The organism is Paenibacillus amylolyticus (assembly GCF_047302515.1).
Classification (GTDB): domain Bacteria; phylum Bacillota; class Bacilli; order Paenibacillales; family Paenibacillaceae; genus Paenibacillus; species Paenibacillus amylolyticus_G.
This window is the reverse complement of sequence record NZ_CP168019.1, coordinates 2,161,673-2,188,658: the sequence shown is the minus strand read 5'-3', so window position 1 is coordinate 2,188,658 and position 26,986 is coordinate 2,161,673. Positions and strand designations below refer to the sequence as shown.

Here is a 26,986-nt window from a genome sequence, read left to right as displayed (position 1 = left end):
TCGATTGACGTTTTTCTTTTAAGGAGGTGATCGCTTTGGAAGACCAACTGTCCACATTGTATCGAAAGATTCAGCAAGGAAAGCTCAGCGATCAGCAGTCAGCGGAGCAGCTGCAAAGGCTGTTGTCCGAATCTGGAGAACAGGAGTCGAGCTTGAGAGAGACGCTCCATGAAGAGAGAGAGGACGATATCAACGAAAAAGCCATTCGTTATGTCAAAAAAATATTGTCCTCTAGCCTTATGCTGCCGGAACGGCAGATCGACCCACATGCGCCTCTGGAGAACTATGGCATTGATTCCGTGATGGTGATGAAATTGACGGATCAATTGGAACAGCAATTTGGTCCGCTGTCCAAGACATTGTTCTATGAATACCAAAATATAGCGGAGCTTGCCGGGTATTTCATGAGCCATCACCGGGAACGACTGGCGCAGCTCACAGGGGTGCAGGCGAAAAGCAATTCAGACGTACAACTCCGTACTTCAGAGCTGGAGTCCAGCACAATTCGGAAGTCTGAAATCCCGAATTCGTTCAATAAGCGGCAGCCATCTGCTGGCTCGCGGAGAAGAATTCCAGCAGCGACCAGCGCAGGCGGAGAATCGTTCAGCAAAGAGCATGACCATAGCAAATCTCTGGACATCGCCATCATTGGCATGTCTGGACGATATCCGAAGTCTGGTAATCTGGAGCAGTTCTGGGAGAACCTGAAACTTGGGAAGGACTGCATCACCGAAATACCGGAAGCTCGATGGGATTACCGGATTCATACCGAGATGAATGCGAGCAAAGGAAAACATTCTGGAAAATGGGGCGGATTTTTGGATGGAGTGGATCGTTTTGATCCACTCTTTTTTCAGATTTCTCCGAAGGAAGCTGAACGAATTGATCCGCAGGAGCGACTGTTTCTGGAATGTGTTTACGAGACACTTCAGGATGCGGGATATACCCGCGAACAGGCCGCAGGTCCAGATGCACCCCCGGATCAGATCGGGAATGTCGGTGTATTCGCAGGAGTCATGTATCAGGAGTATCAGCTGTATGGCGCTGAAGCCAGGATTGCGGGTAAAGAGCCCTTTGCATTAAACGGTAATCCGGCTTCCATTGCCAATCGTGTCTCGTACTTTTGTAATTTTCATGGGCCCAGCATGGTAGTAGATACCATGTGCTCTTCGTCTCTCACGGCCATTCATCTGGCCTGTCAGAGTCTGAGTAAAAAAGAATGCCGAACCGCAATCGCCGGAGGCGTCAATGTATCTGTTCACCCCAATAAATATGTGATGTTAACACAGGGGCAATTCCTCTCTTCGAAAGGTCGCTGCGAAAGCTTCGGTGAAGGCGGTGATGGTTATGTCCCCGGAGAAGGTGTAGGGGCAGTGATGCTCAAACCTTTAAGCCGTGCCATAACCGATGGTGATCATATCTATGGCGTCATTAAAGGAACTGCTGTTAACCACGGCGGCAAAACGAACGGTTATACGGTTCCCAATCCCGTCAGACAGGCAGAGGTTATTGAAACAGCTGTTGCGGAGGCAGGAATCGACATTGCGGACATCAGCTATATCGAAGCTCATGGGACAGGCACCTCGCTGGGAGATCCCATCGAAATTACAGGGTTAACCCAGGCATTTAGGAAAGGGAAAGCAGCGGACAGCAAATGTGCCATTGGCTCAGCCAAATCGAATATTGGTCATTGCGAAAGTGCAGCAGGCATTGCAGGCTTGACCAAAGTCCTTTTGCAGATGCAGCATCGGCAGCTGGTTCCTTCCATTCATGCGGACCCGCCTAATCCACACATTCAGTTCGACAAGACGCCTTTTGCAGTGCAGAAGCAATTAAGTGACTGGGATAGAAAAACGATTGATTCAGGAGACTCTACACGGGAAGTCCCGCGGATTGCGGGAATTTCCTCATTTGGTGCCGGGGGTTCCAATGCCCATATCATTGTGCAGGAGTATTGTCCCGAGCAGTCGGATATGTTGCTGGCTGAGCAGGATAAACCAGCTAAACAGCAGGCGCTTATCGTTTTGTCGGCCCGGAATGAAGAGCAGCTTCGTGAATTGTGTGAACGCATGTTAACGGCTCTGCGATCCAATCGATATCAAGAGGAACAATTGGCGAACATCGCTTATACGCTGCAAACCGGACGTGAGATGATGAACATGCGCCTTGGCATCGTGACAGGTTCGCTACAGGAACTGAGCTCGAAACTGGAAAGCTACTGTTCGGGAGATCAGGATATGGACGATATGTATGTGGGATATGCAGGTGATGCACAACAGCCGCTATCCATACTGTCAAACGATGCAGACATAACCCATACCCTAGTGAACTGGATTACCAAACGCAAGTTCGGAAAATTGCTGGAGTTTTGGGTGAAAGGCCTGAATGTGGACTGGAACTTGCTCCATGACGGTTTCACACACCACAAGATCAGCCTGCCTACGTATCCATTTGCCAAAGAACGGTATTGGATACCTAGTGAACCTTCTGTGGAGTTCCAGATGAAGGGGGATTCTTCCCGTAAGGGAAACTCCGGTCATATTCCTCTTATTCATCCACTGCTTCATGAGAATAAGTCCAACTTGTCAGAGCAAAAATACGTGACGGTTCTGACCGGCCAGGAATTTTACCTGAATGATCATCGGATCGGACAAGAGCGGATTCTACCCGGTGCGGCCTACCTTGAAATGGCGCATGCTGCAGTTAGCGATGCTCTAGGCGAGCAGCAAGGAGAGAATGTTGCAGTTATCTTGAAAAACCATGTGTGGATGCGTCCTCTTGTTGTCAGGGAAACTCCGGTGTCTCTGCATATTCGATTACATGCTTCATTAGAGGAGCAGCCTATTCAATATGAAATGTACAGCGGGATGTCTGCGGATGGATCGAACGAAAATAGGGTGCACAGCAGCGGTTATGCCAGCATCGTTTCACTGGAACCCAAGCTTGTAGCAGCAATGGCGATTAATCCGGGCGAGATAAAGGCACGCTGCAACACCAAACGATTAACTGCGGATCAATGCTACAAAATTTACGAACAAGGTGGTCTCAACTATGGAATCGCCCATCGGTTGTTGGTTGAGTTAAACGTGGGAGAAGACGAGGTGTTAGGACAGCTTCGCCTGCCTTCTATACTAAAACATGAAATGCAATCCTATGTACTGCATCCGGCCATCCTGGACGGCGCATTGCAATCCGCGATTGGGCTGTCGATGGAGGACAAGGAGGGAAAAGAAGGAAAAGAGCTGGAAAACGCAAATTCTATGCTGCCCATTCCCTACGCCATGGATGAAATTCAGGTTCTGGGCCCCTGCACTGAAGAAATGTGGGCTCATGTGCGTTACAGTTCTGATTCCGTTTCATCCGCCTCGGATGCCATGCCTAAGCTGGATATTGATTTGTTCTCCAGTACAGGGGTTCCATGTGTTCTTATTCAGGGACTTAGTTGCAGAGCCTTGAACAACGGTATAGTCCCGGGGGATGAGTCGCATGCGCGGGCAACGGCCATGTTGGTACCTCGTTGGGAAGAAACTGCCGCTGTCCGGAATGAGTGGAACCACCCTTATGACAGGCATATCGTAATGCTGGCTGAACCTTGGGCCGAACTGGCTGAGGAAATAAAGGAAAGACTGAAGCGAGAGCAAATACCAACCGAGATCGTAGCGCTTGGATCTGAAAAGGTTGCTGACATTAACAATGTTGGTGCAAGCCCCAAACGTTTTTCGTCTGCTTCTACCCAAGTACTCCACGTACTTCAACAACTGGTGAGCAGTTCATCCACTGCTGAGAATGTGCTTATTCAGCTGTTATACAGTCGTGAAGATCATTTTCAGCTGTATAGTGGATTAACAGGATTGCTGCGAACCGCGGCACTGGAAAATCCCCGAATTCATGTTCAGTTGATTGAAGATATGGAAGAGGGATATTCAGAATCAAAGAGCTGGCCTCGAGAACCGCGTAACGCCAAGCGTGCTGCCGAACTAATAAAGGCCAACCGGGAGTCTGAGGATGTATGTATCGGCTACCAAGGCCCACAACGACAAGTGCTTCACTGGAAAGCCCTCCATCTGCCTGCTGAGACGGATGCCATGCCTTGGAAGAATGGCGGGGTGTACCTTATTACAGGAGGGGCAGGTGGCCTGGGCCATATTTTTGCCTGTGAGATTGCCTCTAAGGTTGTCAACGCAACGCTGATTTTGACAGGCAGATCGGACATATCAGCGAGTCAAGAGCAAGCGTGGGAAGCCTTGAAAACAAATGGTACCACGATTATCTATCGCCGAGGGGATATATCCCGGGAAAAAGATACATCGGAGCTTGTTGCTTATATTCAGCATAGCTTCGACCGTCTGGATGGAATCATCCATAGCGCAGGTTTAACGGGGGATCAGTATATCTTGAACAAAACGAAAGCCGAAATGGAGAAGGTACTGGCTCCGAAAGTTGCTGGCACCTTTCATCTGGATGAAGCAACCCGGGCCATGAAGCTGGACTTTTTTATCCTGTTCTCCTCCATGTCGGGAGTATATGGAAATCCAGGCCAATGCGATTACGCTGCGGCCAACGGATATATGGGCAGCTATGCACAGTATCGTCATCAGTTAATGCTTGCCGGAAAAAGGCAAGGAAGGACCCTGGCCATCCACTGGCCGTTATGGAAAGATGGCGGCATGCATTTGAGCCCTGCTGAAGAGAAGGGATTATGGGAAAGTACGGGAATGCGTCCACTAGCTCTTGAAGCAGGTATTACGCTACTGTACAGAGCTTTTCAGTCCACAGAATGTGAAATCGTTGGAGTACAAGGGGACATTCCGAAGCTGATTTCTAGCCTGGAGGCACGTTGGAATATGAACCGTGCAACGCGGGATACCCCATTCGTTTCAGGAGCAGATGCCATGTCTGTGTTGCAAAAATTGGCTGCGGAAATGCTTGGTGTGGGACCAGATGAGATTAGCCGCGAAGCGGATTGGCTTGAATGCGGGCTGGACCAGCCTCAATTAACGCTCTTGGCCCAAAGGTTGAACGAGCAATGCGGGCTGGATCTGAGTCATATTCTATTTGTGGAATATCCAACGCTGCAATCTGCTTCCGAATTTTTGAGCCAGCGATACCCGATCGCTTTCCCGGCAGCACCGTTAGTTCCTGAGAGCGAACTATTACCGGGTACAAGTCTAACCAGCCTGCCAATGGATCGTTTGACGAAGCACGCGCAGACCACAGCAGCAGATAATATACTGGCGGAAGCATTGGATACTTTTCTGAAAAAGGCCTTGTCATCGGTACTCAAAGTGCCCGCAGATCAAATTGTGAGCCACGCCCGACTGGAAGAGTATGGTATAGACTCGATTAGTATTACTCAATTGACGGATCAGCTCGAGGGTACTTTTGGGCCATTGTCCAAAACACTGCTTTTTGAATATCAGACCCTCAAAGAGTTGAGAGAATATCTGATCAAGACCCACCGCGATACCGTCAATCGCCTGATTTCGATTCCTGCGCTGCCATATGAAGAACGTGAGGAACGTTCGGAGAAGACTAAGACTGCCCGATCCGGCCTGCAACATCCTCCATTTCGTGCATTTCAGCGTCCAGCTCAGCGCCCCTCGGTGGCAGCAGATGCTCAAGTGGGTTCACTTGCCAAGGATATCGCCATTATTGGCCTGTCCGGACGTTATCCCGAGGCGGACGATCTGGAACAATTTTGGGAAAACTTGATGCAAGGCAGGGACAGTGTCACTGAAATTCCGTTGGATCGCTGGGATTACAGGCTACATATGCACCATGCGGACCCTAATTCACCGAAGCCTGGCAGCAAGTGGGGTAGCTTTCTCCAGGGCGTGGATCGTTTTGATCCCTTGTTTTTCCATATCTCGCCCAGAGAAGCACAGATGATGGATCCGCAGGAGCGGCTGTTCCTGGAAACGGCGTATGAAGCGATTGAGGATGCAGGGTATACACCGGAGGGGCTCGCTTCTTCAACCGGAGATACTTGGGGAAACAGGGTTGGCGTGTACGTTGGAGTCATGTACGAGGAATACCAGCTGTACGCCGCCCAGGCTCAGGCCAAGGGAGATTCCTCCATCGCTTTAAGTGGCAATCCGGCATCCATCGCCAACCGAATATCGTATTATTGCAATTTCAATGGGCCAAGCATGGCTGTTGATACGATGTGTTCCTCTTCCTTGACTGCGATTCATCTGGCCTGCCAGAGTCTTGTATTGAAGGAATGCGAAGTGGCGGTGGCGGGCGGTGTCAACGTATCGATTCATCCAAACAAGTATATTTTACTGAACCAAGGAGGCTTCCTTTCAAGTGAAGGCCGATGCAAAAGCTTTGGGGCACAAGGGGACGGCTATGTTCCTGGCGAGGGTGTCGGAGCAGTCATTCTCAAGCCGCTCAACAAGGCAATCGAAGACGGAGATCATATCTACGGGGTTATTAAAGGCAGTGCACTGAATCACGGTGGAAAAACGAATGGCTATACCGTGCCCAATCCGGCAGCACAGTCATGTGTCATAGGGAGAGCCATTGCTGAGGCGGACATCTCCGCCGATACCATTACCTATGTGGAGGCTCACGGGACAGGCACATCGCTTGGTGATCCGATTGAGGTTGCCGGTCTGAGCAAAGCGTTTGCAGAGTCCACGGACCAGCAGCAGTTTTGCGCTCTCGGGTCGGTAAAATCCAATATCGGCCACGCCGAAAGTGCGGCGGGTATTGCCGGACTGACCAAAATTTTGCTTCAGCTGAAACATGGGCAACTGGTGCCCTCTCTGCATTCAGACCCGGCCAATCCGCATATCAACTTTGCGCAGACCCCGTTTCGTGTACAGCGGGACGCTGAAGCGTGGAAGCCGCTGCAGCGGATGGAAAACGGCAAGCGGGTCCAGATACCGCGCAGGGCGGGCTTGTCTTCATTTGGTGCGGGTGGTTCCAATGCCCACCTGATCATTGAAGAGGCAGATTACCATCCACATGAGGGGGTAACGTTCAACGAAGCAATAAGAGGAGGAGCTGTCATCATTGTGCTCTCGGCGCGAACCCGATCCGCTCTCAGGGAACGAGCCAGACGTTTGCTCACTGCTGTGGATGAGAAGCATCTCACCGGAGGAGCAGAGGAAGAACCGGAACGTTTGCTGGAGCGCTTGGCATTTACGCTTCAGACCGGAAAACAGGAGATGGAAGAGCGCCTCGGATTCGTAGTGCGATCCGTTCAGGAGTTGAAGGAACATCTTCAACTTTTCCTGGGAAATGAGAACACGAACGAGCCGGTAGACGGAATAGATGGAATGTACCTCGGAAATGTCAAATCCTATCAGGCTGTGCAAGCAGCAATTGCCATGGATGAGCATTTTGGCGAAGTGGTGAGCCGTTGGTTAAATGAAGGCCTTTACGGAAAAGTGCTGGATTTGTGGGTGAAAGGCATCAAAGCGGATTGGAGTGTTCTATACTCCACAGGACAGCCTCGTCGAATTAGTCTGCCTGGCTATCCGTTTGAGCGCGAGCGCTGCTGGTTTGAATTGCCTGAGGAAGCGGTTATCCGTGAACATGTGGATGGTCTCAACTCTCCTGTATCTGGAATTCAGAAAGCAGCACCTGAGCGCCAAATGACTGCTTATCACAAAGACTGGCAGCTTGCGGACATTGAATCCATCTCTGATGAAAGCAATTCTGTTGGAAAGATTCTGATCCTTGCCAATCGGGATTCAGCGGCCCTCGCTGCGAGATTGACAGAACATTTTAAACATACGGTGGTTTTGAATGAAGAACAGTTGGATGATCCGGGAAGCCATTGGCTCGAAGATGAGGAACGTTTGAAGCATGGACTGACAGGTTTGATTGATCTGACAGCATGCATGAGGCAGACCACTGTTGATGATGCCTGCGAAGAACAGATCCGGCCGGGATGGTTGCAGCTTGTGCAAGACGTCATTGAAATCCATGGTCATGAGGGGATGTTGCTGCTATTGGTGACCAATGGCCTGGAGTCGTTCCGCAATTCGAAAGTGAATCTGGCCCACGCCTCTCGTGCGGGTCTGTTCCGCATGCTGCAAGCCGAATACCGAAGCATACAATCCAGACATCTGGATGTCGATCCGTCGGCATCGGAAGAGGCAAAGATTGAATGCATTACAACAGAGTTCCGGCAAACAGATCGGGAACCGGAGATATGCTACCGTGATGGCAAACGCTGGCGTTCCTATATGCGTGAGTTGCCTTATGGGACGGGTATGAACAAAGATGTTACGGAATCTTCAATCGATCCGGAACGACCTTTCCTGGAAGCAAATCAGGTGTTGTGGATTACCGGAGGTACCCGCGGACTTGGGATGGCATGTGCCCGCCATTTCGTGAAGCATCACAACGTGAAGCGGCTGTTATTGACTGGACGGGAAGCCATTCCACAGCGGAAGGAATGGGACGCATATGCGAGCCATGACACTGCGACGGGCGCCAAAATCAGATCCCTGTTGGAACTCGAACAACTGGGGGCCGAGGTGCTTGTTACAGATATCCCTCTTACGAACGAGAACGCCATTCAGGCAGAACTGGCCAGAGTTAAGCGCTCAATGGGTCCTATTGGAGGGGTTATTCATTGTGCTGGCAACGTGGATACTGCCAATCCGGCTTTTATTCGCAAGCAGGCGGATGCCATGCAGCGGGTGCTTGATCCAAAAACAAGCGGGGTGCATACGTTGTTTCATGTGTTCAGGCATGAGCCACTGCGCTTCTTTGTGCTGTTTTCCTCTGTGTCCTCAGCGATGCCTTCACTGGGTGCAGGGCAGAGCGATTATGTGATGGCTAACGCGTATATGGACTATTTTGCCGAAGCCGCATCCAAGGAAAGTGCCAGCTCTCCTTTCCCCGTCATCAGCATCCAGTGGCCAAGCTGGCAGGAATCCGGTTTTGGTGCGGTCACTAGCGAAGCATATCGCCAGAGCGGTCTTCTCAGCATCACCGATGCGGAAGGAATGTTATGGCTGGATCGGATTATTCGGGAAAACAGGGGACCAGTAATTCTGCCGGCTGTAGTTGCATCGCAGACTGTACACAAGGGAGAGCAACAAGCGGAGCATCAGGCAGAGGCATCGTTAAGTGAATCACAGCAGGTAACCATTCCGTTAATTCCACGCCCGGTGGAACGGATGACCGCAAGCCTCACGGAGGAGCTGGAGAACAGGACACTGGCGTGGCTTAAGGCTTTGATGGCAAAAGAACTGAGATTGGATGAATCCCGGCTGGATGAAGATACCCCTTTTCAGCATTACGGAATGGATTCGATCCTGCTTGTCCAGGTTCTGACGGTCATGGATCGAGAGCTGCAGCATGTTGCAACAGACCCTTCGTTGCTGCTTGAATACCCAACACTGCGCCAATTAGCAAAACATCTGGTTCGGATTTATCCCGAATCTTTGACTGACCTGTTGATGGAACCCAACTCTAAGTTGGCGGAAAATTCGACTGGAAAAACTTCCGATGTTCGTTCAATGACTTCCACTCCTCCTGTGCAACATGCTGAACCAGGTATGGATGGTCACACCGGACTGATCGAATCGAATGATGTTGTGGATGAAGCACAAGAAAAACCAGCGGAGCTGGAACAAACCAAGAAGCGGGATAAAATCGCAATTGTTGGCGTCGCCTGTCATTTTCCTGATGCCGAGAATCCCGCGCAATTCTGGTCCAATCTGCAAAAAGGCAAAGATAGTATGACTGAGATCCCAGCGGAACGCTTGAGGTTGACAGGCAGTAGCACGAGTAGGACTTCCGCTTCTAGCAAGCGCATTGGGGCATTCATTCGAGACATTGAGCAGTTTGATCCTGCATTTTTCCGAATTACAGATACGCTGGCAGAACAGCTCGATCCGCTCCAGCGCCAACTGCTGGAAGTGAGCGTGGAGGCCGCCGCAGACGCAGGATACAGCCGGGAACGTTTATGGAATTCGCAGACCGGCGTATTTGTTGGCTCCAGAGCGAGCAACTTTTCGTCCAAGCTGGGCGGTAGCACCAAAGATACAATCGTTGGCATCGGCCAAAACTTTATCGCTGCACATCTGTCCCATTTTTATAATCTGAAAGGCCCAAACATGGTGGTGGATACCGCTTGTTCCAGTTCACTTACCGCAGTTCATCTTGCTGTACGAAGTCTGCTGGATGGGGAATGCGATCTCGCTTTTGCAGGCGGTGTGGACATTCTGCTTGATGATGCACCCTACGAGATGCTTGGAGCTGCCAGCGTATTATCCCCGGATTCTCGCTGCAAAACGTTCAGTGCAGACGCAAACGGCATCGGGCTGGGTGAAGGCTGCGGCGTTGTATTACTTAAACCGTTGTCAACAGCCATCGCCGATCAGGACACGATCTATGGGGTCATCGATGGCACCTCCATCAACAATGACGGTCAAACGATGGGCATTACCACACCTAACCCGGAAGCCCAGCAGGAATTGCTGGAAAAAGCGATTTTAAATGCAGGCATTCATCCTTCCACCATCAGCTATATCGAGACACATGGAACAGGGACACTAATCGGTGATCCCATTGAACTTAAGGCTTTGACAGGTGTTTTTGCAAAATATACAAATCAACGCCAGTTTTGCGGCGTAGGCAGTGTCAAAAGCAATATTGGGCATCTGTTGAGCGCATCGGGCATTGCCAGCCTGATCAAGGTGTTGCTCTCGCTTGCTCACCGCGAGCTTCCGCCGACGATTCACTGCGACCAGCCCAATCCGCGGTTCCAGTTCAGGGAATCTCCTTTTTATATTGTACAGCAGCACCAGCCGTGGGGAAGTGGTCCAAACGACATACTGCGGGCAGGCATTAGTGCATTCGGACTTGGAGGCAATAACGCACACGTTATTGTCAGTAATGAAGGTATTCCTGCCGAACGCATGGTGAGCCTGCCGCTTCGTTTCCCTGCTTCACCTTTTCAACGCAAGTATTGCTGGCCACCCGTCAAAACAACGGAATCGGTGGAGGCATCGTCCAATGTTTCAGCTGGATCGTCGATGCAACAACTACCGGAACATTCGGAGCAATCAAGCTTTTTTGATTTCATCAAGCTATGAGAAGGGAGTGACGCGGATCGTGACATTACCTGCAACCGAATCATTTTTACAGCGATTGCGCCACAGTGACTATTTCGTGAGAGATCATCGTGTTCACGGCGTCTGCACCCTTCCGGGTGTGGTGCTGCTGGATATGGTGTACCGACTGAGCGGCAGCCATCTGCGTACAACCTCCATTGAACTTCGGGATATCGTGTTTACACAGCCGATTGTCACTTCGACCGATTTTGATGTGGATATTAGGCTAACATTGTCCATGAAGTTGGATGAGGGTCAAGTCACCATCCATAGCCGCAAAGTACCAAAAAACGGTGAGCAGCCTTCATCGGATGTGCTAAATATGGAATGCAAGTTGTATCTGCTCGGCGGGAAGGGAGATGTACAACCTGTACAAGCTTTAAAGCATGTACACCTGCTACCTTCCAAAGACACAGACGGGCTTCAGACGTGGGATATGGATCAGATCTATCAGCTCGCCCGACAGGCGGATATACAGCATTTTTCTTTTATGAAAAACAACGGAGATGTCTACAGACAAGACCAAATGGAGTGGATGGATATCCGGCTGAGCAGCCTGGCCGAGCAGTATCTGGACAAGTTCCACGCTCATGTGGCCCTGTTGGATGGGGCGACCTTTGCCGGGTCGTCCTTCCGCCTGGGGATTGTCGATGGTCTGGATGCAGAAGTTCCCCCATACATTCCGTTCATGATTGAACGATTTGTTATTTACGACCGTTTTCCAGCTGAGATTCGTACGTTTACCGAACAAACACCAAGTGATCTTTCCGGTGGGGATATCATCTCTCGCAGCATTGCTGTTACGGACACGGAGGGCAGATTGCTTGCGGAGTTTGTACATTTGAAGGCAAAAAGAGTTCGCCATGCCGCATCCATTACCGGGCTGACAAACCCGATGACAACTGGACGCAACAACAAACCAACTTCTGAAACGACAACAACTGAAAGTTCCGAATGGGCAAAGACAACTGTAATGTCTGCGGGCTCCCAAGACCAGATCCGAACCACGATATCGAGTTATGTGAAAGCTGAAATCGCACGCATGCTGCATATTTTACCTGAAGCAGTGGATGAGCGGACAGGCTTCTATGAGCAGGGACTAGATTCCATGCATCTGCTTGAGCTGGTGAAACGGCTGGAAAACCGGGTGAACATGGAACTTTATCCAACGTTGCTGTTTGAGCACTCTTCCGTGCAGGCATTGACCGACTACTTGCACACCCATTGTTCCGACGCCTGGAATGAGGCAGCAGTGGTGTCGGAACGTGTGAACTTGAATACGCTCCCGTCCCAAAGCAGTCATTCGACTGATGAACAACCTGCAACGCATTCGGAAATACCAGCAACAGCCAGAGAAATCGAGGGAAATGGAGAACCTGTGTGTTATGAGCCTAAATGGATTGAAACCCGGGATATCCATGAGGCTGAATCTGCCCGACACACAATAGCGGATGGAAAAGAGCTTCAGTCCGATCACACCTCGTACCGGATAGTTGTTCTCTATGGCAATTATCCGGATCTTGCCGCCAAGCTGGAGCTTCAATCTGACATATACGAGGTTCATCAATTGCCTGATCATTCGTCCATGGACGCTGATCTGTACCGCCAGAAGGTAACCGCGTTATACGGAATGATCCAGGCAAAAGCAATTCACCCGAATGCGGGCAGACGAATCGTTCTTCAAGTACTGTCGGATTCCCGTGACACAGGTGGATACATTCACGGATTTGAAGGGCTGGTAAAGACGGTTGCGATGGAGCTTCCAGCCTTTGGGGCTCAATTAATCAGAATGGATCTGCATGAAAGCTCCATGGACGAAACGTTGATTCGTCAACTTCGACTCGAAGCCGAAAACATCTCATCAGGGTCCGCTGTCTGCATATGGTACAAAGGAGACTCCCTTCAGCGGCATGTTCGCAAGCTGGTGGAGATACCTGTTCCGGGGGCCGCATTGGAAAAAACTTATAAGACTGACGGAGTCTATCTTATTACCGGCGGCATGGGCGGTCTGGGGTATGCGCTGGCCGTGCATCTTTCCCGTCAATGCAGATGCAAGCTGGTTCTTATCGGACGTTCTCTGCTGAGTGAGAACATTCAGCGCAAATTGAATTCGCTGCACATCAACGGTGCAGAAGCCATGTATATTCAGGCCGATACAACCGTTCTAGCCGAGATGAAGCAGGCTGTCCTGCAGATTCGGGATCAGTATGGCGAAATCACGGGGGTATTTCACTGTGCAGGAACTGCTAAAGACCAGTTGATGCTGCAAAAGCCTTTGTCCGACCTGGAGCAGGTGTTGAAGCCCAAAATGGATGGACTCTGGAATCTGGAGCAGGCCTTAAATGATCTTAGGCCAGAGTTCACCGTTGCGTTTTCTTCCCTGTCAGCCATTGTAGGCAACAAAGGGCAGGCTGATTATGCAGTGGCCAACAGCTGCATGGACAGACTTTTGTTGAATCATCAGGAGAACAGTGGAACAGAAGGAGCAATTCCACGCCAGGTTACGGTTAACTGGCCGCTATGGGCAGATGGCGGCATGCAAGTGAATGATCATATTCGCAGCAGCATGTATACGTCCTCAGGTTCAATGCCGCTGCCATTGGCTGAGGGGATGGCACTTATTGACCGGATTATTGCACAGGATGTTTCGCAAGTTGTACTTGTATACGGGAATAAATCCCGGATTCAGTCCGCTATGGGAGACGACATGGCCATTCATTTGCCGCCGCCATCTGATCCGGAAGATATTGCTGTCATTGGCATGGCGGGAAGGTATCCCTCGGCAAACAACATGGACGAATTGGCCCAGATTTTGAAGGAGGGACGAGATTGTATCACGCCCATGCCGGATGAACGCTGGCTGGGGCTACATCTTCCGTATTTTGCTTCTGAATATTACCCGGCTGGCGGATTTCTGGACATGATCGATGACTTCGACCCGGCCTTCTTTCAAATTTCGCCTCTTCAGGCCGAGAGGATGGACCCACAGGCACGTTTGTTTTTGCAAGCGGCCTGGACAGCCTGTGAGGATGCCGGCTTTGCTATTGAACGTGACAAGCATCATGATGCATCAGCAGCCAAGCGGAATGTCGGTGTATTTGCTGGCGTGTTCTGGAACCATTATGAACTGCTTGGCGCAGCCATGACGCAGCAGGGCACTCCTACGGCCATGGGCAGCAACGCTTCAGCCATCGCCAATCTGGTTTCTTACCACCTGAATTTCCATGGTCCATCCATCGCTGTAGACAGCATGTGTTCATCCTCCCTGACAGCGATACATTTGGCCTGCGAGAGCATTCGGCATGGACAGAGCCAATATGCCATAGCAGGGGGTGTGAATCTGGTCACCCACCCCCATAAGTATGTATTTCTGAAACAGGCCAAGTTTCTGTCATCGGAAGGAAAATGTCGCAGCTTTGGCAAGGACGGGGACGGCTATGTGCCAAGTGAAGGGGTAGGCGCTGTCCTGCTCACAACGGTGGCTGAAGCCCGCAAGCAAGGTTATCCGGTCTATGGCGTCATTAAGGGCTCGGCTCTGAATCATGCTGGCAAAACATCCGGAACGACGGTGCCAGACCCAGTGGCCCAATCGGAAGTCATTGCAGATGCACTCGCGGCAGCAGACGTTGAGCCAGGAACCATCGGATATATCGAAGCCCACGGAACCGGAACGTCACTGGGTGACCCCATTGAAATTCAGGGGCTGGAGCGAGCCTTTCGAAACAGCCGCAATCCGGGCCAAAACTGTGCTGTCGGTTCCCTGAAGTCCAACATTGGACATCTGGAGGCAGCGGCAGGTGTTGCCGGGTTAACCAAGCTTATCCTGCAAATCAAGCACAAGGAGTTGTTTCCTTCGCTGCATGCTGAGGAGCTGAACCCGCTGATTCCGTTTGAGAACACCTGCTTCCACGTGCAGCGGACACCCGAGCGCTGGGAGCGCCGTCATGGACAACAGAATGGGCGCTATGCGGAGTGGCCTGTTCGTGCCGGGTTGAGTTCTTTTGGCGCAAGCGGAAGCAATGCACATCTGATCGTAGAGGAATATATTCCAACTGCCGTCTCATGGACAGATCGTTCTGCACTAGATGCGTATTCCGGTGAAGCGGAAGCTTCAGGGAATGGTGAAGTTGTTCTTCCGATCTCGGCCAGAACACAGGAAAGATTGATCGAATACGCTCGCCAGGTTCGTCTTTATTTGGAGAACGGTGGTCTGTCTGAGCGCCTAATAGACATTGCCTACACGTTTCAGCTTGGAAGAACGGACATGAAATACAGGGTTGCTTGGACGGGCAGCAGCCACAGTGAACTGGTGGAACAGATCGAACAGTTCCTGAAAAGCCAGTCATCATTACAACAACATTCTAGTGAAACACCTTATGAAATGCCTTCGGTGAAAAAAAGTCCTTCGCCAGAGAGGCTTCATCAATGGGCTGCCTTGTGGGAGCAGGGACAGGGGATAGACTGGACAGCCTTGTATAATGATCTTCAGAAGAAGCCAACTATTGTTCGTGTACCCACGTATCCTTTTGCCAAAAATCGTTACTGGATTCAGGCTGAAGATCAATCACTTGGAGAGACAACGAGGGAAAAGGGATCGCAATTGAACCGTGCGGAAACATCCTCTTCCGAAGTTGAAGGCGCGGGCATCGTTCAGCATATAAATGAAGCATCCAACCCTGTTACGGGATCTGCAATGACGCCTTCGTTTCAGGAAAAGCAGGGGGAAGAACAGGTTCTAGCTTTTTTATCCCAAACGGTGTCTTCCCTGTTAAAAGTCAGTATCTACGATTTGGACAGTGATACGGAATGGGCAGAATACGGTTTTGATTCCATTCTGTTCACAGAGCTCGCGGATCTTTTGAATCGCGACCATGGATTGGGTTTGACACCCGCCATCTTTTTTGAGCATGGCACTATTCGCGAGTTGGCGGTTCATCTGCTGCAAAATCATCCCGCTAAGTGGACACAGCCTTCTGCCGTCAGGACGGCCCCTCAACTCGAATCGCCGAATGCTATGTCACATTCTGTGCCAAGAGCATCCGAAAGGGAAGAACCGCTACAAACTTCATTGCGGTCAACGGCTTCAGAAGAGGAGAAACACACATCTGCCCGTTCCCACGCAGGTACAGACAGCAAGCTTGATTCGGGTTCAGACCAGCTGTCTTCCCCCGAGCCCATAGCCATTGTGGGTATTAGCGCCAAGTTTCCGATGGCCGATAACGCGGAGCAATTTTGGCATAATCTGCTTGATGGCAAAGACTGCATTTCGGAGATTCCAGAGGAACGTTGGCGCTGGCAGGATTATTTGGGTGATCCGCTTAGAGAGAACGGCAAAACCAACGTAAAACATGCGGGATTTATAAGCGGAATCAGTGAGTTCGATCCATTGTTTTTCGGCATTTCTCCCAAGGAAGCCCTGCACATGGACCCGCAACAGCGCTTGCTGATGATGCATGTGTGGAAAGTGATTGAAGATGCAGGTTATGCACCGTCAGACCTGTCAGGATCGGCCATGGGACTATTCATTGGCACAGGCAGCAGCGGATATAATGTCATGCTGGCCCAGTCGAATGAAGCGGTCGAGGCATACTCCGTCACAGCCACCGTTCCTTCGGTCGGCCCTAATCGGATGAGCTACACATTGAACATACACGGTCCTAGCCACCCTGTCGAAACGTCATGCTCCAGCTCCCTGGTCGCCATTCATCGGGCGGTTCAAGCTATTCGAAATGGGGATTGCGAGACGGCTGTAGCCGGGGGAGTAAATACGATCTTGTCCGTGGATGCTCATATCAGTCTGACCAAAGCGGGCATGCTTAGCACGGACGGGCGTTGCAAAACCTTTTCAAGCGAGGCAAACGGTTACGGCCGTGGCGAAGGGGTTGGAATGATTTTTCTGAAGAAATTGAGTGATGCTCAGCGCGACCATGACCACATTTACGGCTTGATCCGCGGTAGCGGGGAAAATCACGGCGGAAAGGCAGGCTCACTTACTGCTCCCAACCCTAAGGCACAAACAGCGCTGCTGAAATCCGTGTATGCCCGGGCGGGAATTGATCCTTCCACTATAAATTATATTGAAGCACATGGCACAGGCACACCACTTGGTGATCCAATTGAGATCAATGCACTCAAGACAGTATTTCAGGAGACGAGGGCAGGCTTATCACCCACAGGGCAGACTTCCACTCCAAGACAATCAATCGAATACTGTGGCGTCGGCTCTGTCAAAACAAATATCGGTCATCTGGAGCTTGCTTCTGGCATAGCCGGAGTAATTAAGGTGTTATTGCAGATGAAGCACCGCAAGCTTGTTCCCAGCCTGCATGCGGAGCAGCTCAGTCCGTATGTCCAGCTTGAGAACAGCCCGTTCTATGTTGTCAGACAGAAGCAGGAATGGGAGAGACTCAAAGACAGCAATGGCAACGAAATGCCCCGTAGGGCAGGAGTGAGCTCTTTTGGTTTTGGAGGTTCCAATGCCCACGTTATTCTGGAGGAATATAAACCACCACGACAGCATGATGAGGTGACCGGTTCTGAATCCGAGTTGGCTCCTGTTGCAATCGTGCTATCGGCCAAAAGCAAGGAGCGGCTCAGGGAACAAATGATCCAGTTGTCGGCCGCCCTGCTTCGCAATGAGGAGGAAGAGGATACTTCTCAACAGCTTCGCCGCATTGCCTGTACACTTCAGACAGGAAGACAAGCGATGGAATACCGTGCAGGCTTCATAGCCGCATCAATTACAGAGTTAAAATCCTTGCTGGACGGTTATGTTCAGGAAGCGCACCTGTGGACCGATTCGGATGAATCCGTACATGCGCAGCTTTCATCGGAATCTGCGAAAGGTCACAAGCTTCATCTTGGCTCCATTGCTGCACACAAACGGACGGCAGCACTGTTCAGAGAGGATGAAGAACTCGGCGAAGCGCTGCAAAAATGGATTATACGTCGCAAATACAATAAATTGCTTGAACTGTGGGTGCAGGGTGTAGAGATCCAGTGGGAGTTGTTATATACAGAGGATCGTCCAGAGCGGATATCCCTTCCAACCTATCCGTTCACACCCGAGAAATACTGGGTTGGAATGAAGAAAACTGGGACGGAAGATTCATTCGAAGCAAGTAACGAAGAGATTGAAACCGTACCCGTTGCCAAAGGTGAAGTTATCGGATCATCAGCTCCGAATCCTTCGGTTGAAAGTGATGTCAGAAGCATTATTGCAGCTCTGCTGGGGATCCCACCAGACGACATGGACGAGCATCGTTTGCTGGAAGATTACGGAATGGACTCTGTGCTGGCGCTTCAGCTTCTTCATCATCTCCAAGCCCGGATTTCCTCTGAAATTGGTATGGATGATCTGAATAAATGCCATACCTTGCAAGACGTCATCAGCCTTTCCCTGAACCCAACGCATCCAGAACACGAGAGGAAACTGGTACCGGATACTCCCTGATGAGTACCAAGTTTGATAAAGTTCCAGCGATAAAGTCTGGGCGAGGAAATGCATGTAATCGATATTTGCCAATATAAAATGCGAGAAGAAGGAGCGGATCACCATGTGGATTGGATTTTTGTTAATTGTAATCTCACTCATTCGTATACCATCGGTTGTTATTGCCATGCGTAACGAGAAAAAGATCGTTGCAGGAGGCGGCACCGAGTACGGTAACCTGAACAGTAAAGTGTTATTTGTGCTGCAAAATCTGATTTATCTGAGCTGCATTGTGTACGCCTTTATTTACGATGTGCAGTTTAATGTGTTGACCGTAATTGGTCTTGTCGTGTATGTGTTTGCCCTTTGCTGTCTTATCTATGTTATTCGCAAACTCAGCCCTTTTTGGACATACAAGCTATACATTGCCAGAGACCACAAACTGGTGCAAAGCTCGCTGTTTCGGCTGGTGCGCCATCCCAATTATTACCTGAACATCATTCCCGAACTTATCGGTTTTGCGCTGATTTCTCAAGCTTGGCCTGTATTTGTGCCTTTGTTCATCCTTCATCTCATTACACTGTTCAACCGGATTAATCTGGAGGAAAAAGTGATGAAACAAACGTTCACTCAGTACTAGGCAAACGGGCTGCATCCCCTCTGCACATATAGATATAAAGGAGAGCGATTGGCATGAATATCAAGGAAAGAAGCAGTTTTCCCGATTTGAATTTGGTTACAGGTTTTAAGACCAACGCGGAGAAATATGAGCCATTTGCATGGTACAAAAAAATGCGTCAGGAAGATCCGGTTCATTATAACGAAGCCGAGGATGTCTGGAGTGTATTCAAATACGAGGATGTCAAACGGGTTGCTGAGGATAAGGAATACTTCTCCAACAAGGTCCTCGCTCCACCGATTATTCAGGATACGATCATTTTTCAGGATCAACCCAAGCACACCATCGGCCGCGCGCTGTTAGCCAAAGCATTCACACCAAAAGCGATGTCCTCCTGGGCGTCCAGAGTTGATATGATTGTCCAGGAGCTGATGGAATCGATCGAAGGACGCATCGAAATAGATATGGTGCAGGATTTTGCCTCCCCGCTGCCGATGATTGTTATTTCCGAGTTGCTCGGCGTTCCTACAAGCGACCGCGAGCAATTCCGGGACTGGGCAAACACACTGACGCTGGCTCCCCAGGAGAATACGCCCGAAGAATATATGCGCATTTATCAGCTCCAGGCACAGGCGAGTACACAGCTTGTGGCCTATTTTCAAGACATCATTGAACTGAAACGCCGTAATCCAGCAGATGATATCATATCTGACCTGACACAGGCGGAGGAAGATGGGGAAAAGCTGTCTCCCGACTCGCTGATTGCAAGCTGTGTCATGCTGCTTATCGCAGGAAATGAAACCACCACCAGTCTCATCACCAACTCCATCTATACATTCAATGATTATAAGCTGATTAAGGAGCTGGCGCAGCATCCGCAAATGATCCCATCGGCTGTCGAGGAGATGTTGCGTTACCGTTCTCCGTTGCAGCGCGCGATTCGCAAAGTGCTCAAACGCACAGAGATTGGCGGTAAAGTACTGGAGCCCGGCGACTATGTTGTTAATTGGATCGGTTCGGCGAACCGGGATGAGAACATATTTGAAGAGGGCGATAAGTTCATTCTTGGCAGAAAGAATAACCCTCATTTGGCTCTGGGTAAAGGCATACATTTTTGCATGGGCTCCCATCTGGCCAGAATGGAAGCCAAAGCGGCACTGACAGCGATGTTGACTACCTATCCCGGGCTTCAAGTGCATCCCGAATATGAAGTCGACGTCAACCCCAGCAATGTATACGGGCTGAAAAATTTATCCATTCAGCTTCAAGACTGATCAATCTGTTAGGTGATAAGACGTAAAAAGTGCCTGGGGTGAACCGTGACCCTAGGCACTTTTTATTTACTTAAATGTAATTTATTATAATAGTACATAATGAATGGGTTTAAAATTGTCCATAAAAAAGATCATGGGAGGATCTATGAACTGGTACAGCTTTTTTGTACAGAGTGGGAAAGAAGAAGAAATCAAACTTTTTATGGATCGATTTTATGCGCTACAGCACTTGAGTTGTCTAGTACCCAAACGAATGATTCCGGAACGAAAGCAGGGAAAGACCCGTCATTGCACCAAAGTATTGTTTCCAGGTTATATTTTTATCCAAACCGGACAGATTCACGATTTATATTACAACATCAAAAAAACGCCATATATTTTGTATATGGTCAATGGCGGCATTCACAAGCATGATCAGGCTGCCAATTTTTTCACTCCGATTCCCAAAGAACAGATGGACTGGCTCATCCAGCTATGCGGTGACAACGGAACAATGGGATACTCAGATATCATTCTCGGCGGGAACCAAATCAAAGTAACGTCCGGACCCCTCCTCGGCAAAGAAGCGATGATACGGAAAATTGATAAACGCAAGTCAAGAGCCAAAATTGAGGTGCAGTTGCTGAACGAGGTCAAATTGATCGATGTTGGCATCAATGTCTTACTTGCTTGAGTTAACTGGATGAACATTAGTAGGAGATTGCAGGGAAGAGGAGTAAGGAAATCGGTGTCCTTCAGTGGAATGCTGAACAGTTGAGGCATATGTATAACAATCCGCAAAGGTAGCATATTCGAGAAGAAATAGCTTCATTGCATATATTTATTTACTCCGAGATGTAATAGTCGTCATTTAACGTTATTCATACGGCAAGGAGCAGTTCGCCTGTGCGCAGCTGCTCCATTTTTATTGTGGAATTAACCAAGTCCCGCTAAAACTTCAACGACGTTTTTTAAGCTCACTGATATAGAACCACCGAAAGGTAACTTAATTTATTCGGGTCGGGATTTAAGACGTCAACGTCGGTTGTTACGCTGTAAATTGTTATTCTTCCATTCCCTTGAGCCGTTGATTCAAAAAACCTATCCAATGCTTCGCTAACAAGTTGTTCTTAGAGGTGTGAAGTGGTTGGATAATTTTAGTAATATTAAATGAAAACAAAATTTGTTAAAATATTGTATAGTTATTCTACAAATTTAGCCATTCTAGCGGAGGATTGATCGGAAAGTATGAAAGAGTTTTTGAGCGAGCAGTCCATTGAAGCATTTAGATCAATCATAAATTACAATCCAGATGCCACTTTTATCGTTTCGAACGAAGGAACGATCGTAGAAGTAAATGAAGGGGTTACAGAGTGTTTAGGACTTCAAAAGAGTGAAATCATGGGTTCATCCTACAAAGATCTCTTTTGTCAACATCAGCTTGATTTGATCATCCAATATTTTTCGGAGGTCTTAAAGGGTGCATCATGTCAATATGTTGCCGAAGCCCATCATAAAAATGGAGAGATTGTTTATTTGCAAATTAAGCAAGTTCCTTTGTTTTTTGAAGGTAAGGTAAATGGGATCTTTGGAGTAGCTAAAAACATTACTGAGTACAGGCATCTGCTTAAGGCTTTGAAAGAAAGCGAAGAGCGCTATCGCCTCTTAGCCGATAACTCCCTCGATCTGATCCAGTTGATCAACCTGGACGGCATTGTAGAGTATGCCTCTCCTTCTCATAAAATGGTGCTTGGCTTCGATCCAAAAGAATACATAGGTAAATGGGTATTCTACCAACCAAATGGAGATGTGGACGATAAGTTTCGTACAGTATTTATGAGTATGTTGCTTTTGAGAAAGCCCTTTACCTGTGAAATAGAGCGTCAGCATGAACAGGGCTATCCTGTATGGCTGGAGATGAAAGGAACACCCATGTTCGACGAGGACGGTGACTTTAAAAACATGATGCTCGTGGGAAGAGAAATTACAGAGCGGAAAAAGTACCAAGTTCAACTGGAACAATTAAGTTATCATGATGCACTTACCGGTGCCCCTAACCGGAGATATCTCAATAAAATGCTCAGCGATGCTTTAAGTGCAGCAACGACAAGCGTTGGCCAGCTAGCCGTCATGTTTGCAGATCTAGACAATTTTAAACAGATCAATGATACATTAGGTCATGATGCGGGGGATGAATTGCTACGGCAATTTGTAAAGCGAGCAGGAGCTTGTCTTCAAGAACACGATGTCCTGGCCAGAATGGGTGGTGACGAATTCGTCTTTGTACTTCCTCATGTCAAATCCTCCTCAGAACTCAGCCTTTTGGCGGAAAACATCTTAGAAACATTGCAACTCCCTTGGATACTCGATGGGAAGGAGCTCTATACAACTTCAAGCATCGGCATTGCCTTTTATGAAGAAGACGATTCAGTAAAAGAACTGCTTCAGAAAGCAGATGCAGCACTTTATCTTGCCAAAGCGGAAGGCAAAAATACATATCGCATCTACTCATTCCGAGACTTGTCAATGCGCTGAATGTGTACTGACAATGAGTTCTTCACGAAATAATTAGAACTGAAACTGAAAAAATTGATATACAAAGGAGCAGCCCGCGCGGGCTGCTTTCTTGTATGTGTACTTATGATGAATGCAGAAGTGCAGGATAGAAGGGAGTACGACGGTACGACGGTATCTTTACTCCTATGATGATGTAACTGTTTTTCGGAAACGGAATGATTGCACGTAAATACCTTTCGAATGAACAACCCGCGATGTATATCAAGGAGAATAATCGTCATAATAAGGAAATGTTGCTGGAACAAGGGAGGTAAATGTTGTGGATGAACAATCTGCCACGAATACGAATGAGGAGAATATCACCAAAAGTTTGAACGAATCCTTGGGTAGAATTGAAGAAATCTTTACGAATACTCCCGACTTAATCATCCGAAAGTTAAGCATAAAACAGACCGGAGAACTAGCCGCTATAATCTATATGGAAGAATTGACAGATAAAGCGTCACTTAATCAAAATGTTCTTGCTCCGCTTCAACTAGAAACCGGAAATCCTTCCGGAGATTTCATTACAACAGTGGGTTATGTAAAACCTCACTCCAAGTGGGAAGAGCTCAGACTTTCCATTATACTCGGCTACAGCGTGTTATTTATTGAAGGAAGAAGTACTGCATACGCATTAGATACAAAAGGATTCCCGCAACGCGCTATTGAGGATCCTCAGCAGGAGCCCTCACTGAAAGGGGCACATCAAGGATTTATAGAGACAGGTTCTCAAAATATAGCCATGATCCGTCGTTATATTGCGGACAAAGAGTTAAAGGTGAAGCGGTATATTGTTGGGCAGCGGGGACAAACGCCAGTATCTTTGCTTTATTTGGAAGATGTGACTCAGCCGGATATCATTAAAGCGCTGGAAGAACGGATTCAATCCATTGATGTGGATGCCATCATAAACACTGGAGAATTGGCTGAATTTATTGAGGACCAACCACTTGCGTTGCTTCCCCAAATGATTACGACAGAGAGACCGGATACAGCTGCTTCTCAAATACTGCAGGGCCGTTGTGTGGTTGTAGTCGATGGTTCGCCAAGTGTTCTGGTTGCACCGGCTACATTCATGTCTTTTTTTCAGACGGTTGATGATTACAGTTCCCGATGGTCCATTTCGTCATTCCTCAGAATATTGCGCATTTTTGCCTTTTTCATCGCTATTTTTTTGCCTGGAATTTTTATAGCCGTCATTTCGTTTCATTTTGAGATTATACCAATGAAGCTCCTATTAACGCTTGGTGAGTCACGAGGGCAAGTTCCTTTCCCGCCATTTGTAGAGGCGATTATTATGGAAATAACACTTGAGATGCTAAGGGAAGCGGGAGTTCGCCTTCCAGCTCCAGTAGGACAAACGGTAGGAATCGTCGGCGGTATTGTCATTGGACAGGCAGTTGTTGAGGCAGGGTTGATCAGCAATGTAATGGTTATTGTGGTGGCTTTTACAGCTATTTCATCTTTTATTATTCCCAATCAAGACATGATGGCAGCTGTACGCATCATGCGGTTCATGATGATGATACTAGCTACCTGGTTCGGGTTTGTCGGACTGGTCGTGGGCATGATGAGCTTCATCGGCCGGCTAATAACATTAAACTCGCTCGGTATCTCCTATAGCACGCCTATAGCCCCATTTAGGGCCATGGATTGGAAGGATACCATACTGCGGGTACCGTTGTGGATGATGAACAACCGCCCAGTAAGCACGAATTCACGCCAGTCAAAAAGACAGGGGAAAAGCAGAGGATGGAAGGAGAATAAATAGAACATGAAGTCATTACGCCCGGTAACGATGCTTCAATTCATTCTTATGATTTCTTCTTTCCAAATCAGTGTTGCTTTTTTGTCTATTCCAAGAGAACTTGCAAGGCATGCGGGGACAGATGGCTGGATGGTGATTTTTTTGGGCTGGGGGCTGGCAACATTAGCCTCCATAGTGATCGTCAAGCTGATGAAATATAATCCAGACAGCACAATACTCGAATTGATTCAGCGTTATGTCGGCGTGTGGGCAGCAAAAGCAGCTTCTTTTATATTTATGGCCTATTATTTACTTCTGGCATATGACGGTTATATGATTGCTTCACTTGTCATTAAATTATGGTTATTGCCGAGTACGTATATCTATGTTCTAGTCCTGCTGCTGCTCATCCCCACATTTCAGATTGCTCAGCATGGCTTTCAGGCGATCGGGCGGTACAGCGAAATTGTCACGATGCTTTCCTTATGGATTCCGTTCATTTATGTGTCTACGCTGAGTCGTGCACATTGGCTCTATTTATTGCCCATCTTTAAAGAGGGATGGTTTCCTGTTCTTTCATCCGTCACATATATGATCTATCCGCTGCTCGGCATCGGTCTGGTTTTGTTTCTCTATCCCCATCTAGTTAACAAAGAAAAAGCATTGCCTGCCATGATCATCTCCAACACGCTCACTTGCATCGTTTACTTGGGAATCACCTTAATTTGTTACGTGTACTTTAGTCCTGATGAGATCGGGGAGTATAACGACCCAGTAATTAGCATTATGAAGTCCATTGAATTTCAGTTTATTGAGCGGGTAGAAGTGGTATTTATCGCATTTTATCTGTTCGTTTTCTCTTGCATATGGATTCCCTCCATGTATCTTGTCTCGAGGTGCTCCGCGTCGCTGGTAGGAAAAGGTCAGGAAAGATACCATCTTGCAGTGTGGTGTATTGTCATTGAGATTAGCTTTTTCCTCTATCGGCCCAGCTTTATCGAATCTGCCCAAGTAAACTACGCACTCAATTACATTGGATTTATGATGGAGTTTGTTCTGCCTGCAGGCGTTTTTCTGTATGTAGCAATCCGTAAAAGGATGGGAGGGGGGCAACGCACATGAGATGGGTCGAGAAATTCATTATCTCGGGTGTGTCCTGTATTTTATTGGCTGCGCTCGCAGGTTGCGCCAGTGACAAAACCAATTTGGAAGATGCAACGGTTCCTTTGGCTCTTGGTTTGGATGTCAAAGATAAAAAGCTCCATTATTACATTTCAGCACCTGTATTCAGTAAAGATATTCAGAAGAAAACCCGTGAAGGGGGAGGAATAGCAGAAGGTTTACGACAGTCGAGGAATCAGCAGGATGCCCAATTTCCGGGTTCGCTTGCGGGACGTAATTTTCAAGTCGTGATTGTAGGGAAACAATTGCTTCAATATAAGGATTGGTTTAATATACTTGATGTCACGTTCCGCGATCCTCGCAATACGATTACCGACCGCATCGTTGCTTTTGACGGCCCCATTGCGGATATTTTCAATTTTCAAGCAAAAGATCAACCTCCGTTACCTTTATTTATAAAAGCGCTTGTCGATTCAGGAAGCAGAAGTTCAGCTACGGTAAAAACAACTGCGCAGGAGCTACATAGACAATTGTATGATCGAGCGATGACGCCTTCCATCTCGGAAATCAAGATCGAAAATAACAAAATCATGCTAAAAGGAACGACTCTTTTATCCCAAAAAGGACAGTACAGAACTTCCCTAACCTATCAGGAGACGTCACTTCTTCACATTTTGAAAAATGAAGCTAAACCAGGGGTCAGTCTCACTTTTCCTGTTGATGATTTGCAACAAACCATGCCATTTAACATCGACAAAGTGAGTTTTTCTTTAGGGGACATATCGGTAAAAACGAAATCCACTCATGAAAATGGCAGATTTCAATTCAACATTAAAGTGAAGTCGATCGTCAGCATAACTGAAAAGTTTCTTGAATTTGAGCTTTTGGGAAATTCCGAGGAAATGGCAAATAAATTAAGTAAGGAAATGAAAAAAAGCATGGAGGCGCTTATTAAAAAGTGCCAAAACTATAATATCGATCCTTTCGGGTATGGTTTTTATGCCAGGGCATATCAGTATCCCTTATACAAGGAAGCACAGGCCGACTGGGGGAAAGAACTATCTCGAGCACATTTTGATGTGGAAGTTGATCTTCGAATCGGCTCCACTGGAGCAGTAGAGTAATCGAGTAACCGGCCATTAAAATTTGGGACTAGAACACTAGTTTAAT

At 48.3% G+C, this 26,986-nt stretch carries 9 protein-coding genes and 2 pseudogenes; all 11 read left to right on the top strand.

Annotated features, from left to right (window positions below; translation table 11 throughout):
- Nucleotides 1–35: 35 nt before the first annotated feature.
- The gene (locus ACDJ59_RS09510) at nucleotides 36–11,066 is read left to right on the top strand and encodes an SDR family NAD(P)-dependent oxidoreductase (protein WP_413408570.1); all 11,031 of its coding nucleotides are present in this window, start codon (nucleotides 36–38) and stop codon (nucleotides 11,064–11,066) included.
- Nucleotides 10,987–16,008: pseudogene (locus ACDJ59_RS09505) on the top strand (SDR family NAD(P)-dependent oxidoreductase); the annotation flags it as partial. The gene ACDJ59_RS09510 and the pseudogene ACDJ59_RS09505, both read left to right, overlap by 80 nt.
- 207 nt (nucleotides 16,009–16,215) lie before the next feature.
- Nucleotides 16,216–17,859: pseudogene (locus tag ACDJ59_RS09500) on the top strand (type I polyketide synthase); the annotation flags it as partial.
- A gap of 309 nt (nucleotides 17,860–18,168) precedes the next feature.
- Nucleotides 18,169–18,537 (top strand): phosphopantetheine-binding protein, encoded by a 369-nt coding sequence (locus ACDJ59_RS09495; protein ID WP_413409760.1) that lies wholly within the window; start codon nucleotides 18,169–18,171, stop codon nucleotides 18,535–18,537.
- 103 nt (nucleotides 18,538–18,640) lie between these two features.
- A complete protein-coding gene (locus ACDJ59_RS09490) occupies nucleotides 18,641–19,156 on the top strand; it encodes an isoprenylcysteine carboxylmethyltransferase family protein (RefSeq protein ID WP_211083662.1) in 516 nt (171 codons plus the stop codon).
- Between the two features lie 53 nt (nucleotides 19,157–19,209).
- Complete coding sequence (locus tag ACDJ59_RS09485) at nucleotides 19,210–20,409, top strand: cytochrome P450 (RefSeq protein WP_413408568.1); 1,200 nt, start codon at nucleotides 19,210–19,212, stop codon at nucleotides 20,407–20,409.
- 145 nt (nucleotides 20,410–20,554) lie between these two features.
- A complete protein-coding gene (gene loaP, locus ACDJ59_RS09480) occupies nucleotides 20,555–21,082 on the top strand; it encodes an antiterminator LoaP (protein ID WP_413408567.1) in 528 nt (175 codons plus the stop codon).
- Nucleotides 21,083–21,636: 554 nt separating this feature from the next.
- Nucleotides 21,637–22,923, top strand: a complete 1,287-nt coding sequence (locus tag ACDJ59_RS09475) for a diguanylate cyclase domain-containing protein (protein ID WP_413408565.1) — start codon at nucleotides 21,637–21,639, stop codon at nucleotides 22,921–22,923.
- Between the two features lie 301 nt (nucleotides 22,924–23,224).
- Nucleotides 23,225–24,718 (top strand): spore germination protein, encoded by a 1,494-nt coding sequence (locus tag ACDJ59_RS09470; RefSeq protein ID WP_413408563.1) that lies wholly within the window; start codon nucleotides 23,225–23,227, stop codon nucleotides 24,716–24,718.
- A gap of 3 nt (nucleotides 24,719–24,721) precedes the next feature.
- Nucleotides 24,722–25,816, top strand: coding sequence for a GerAB/ArcD/ProY family transporter (locus ACDJ59_RS09465; protein ID WP_413408561.1), 1,095 nt, complete (start codon nucleotides 24,722–24,724; stop codon nucleotides 25,814–25,816).
- Complete coding sequence (locus tag ACDJ59_RS09460) at nucleotides 25,813–26,940, top strand: Ger(x)C family spore germination protein (RefSeq protein ID WP_413408560.1); 1,128 nt, start codon at nucleotides 25,813–25,815, stop codon at nucleotides 26,938–26,940. Before ACDJ59_RS09465 ends, ACDJ59_RS09460 begins: the two co-directional genes overlap by 4 nt.
- The last annotated feature ends 46 nt before the right edge of the window (nucleotides 26,941–26,986 follow it).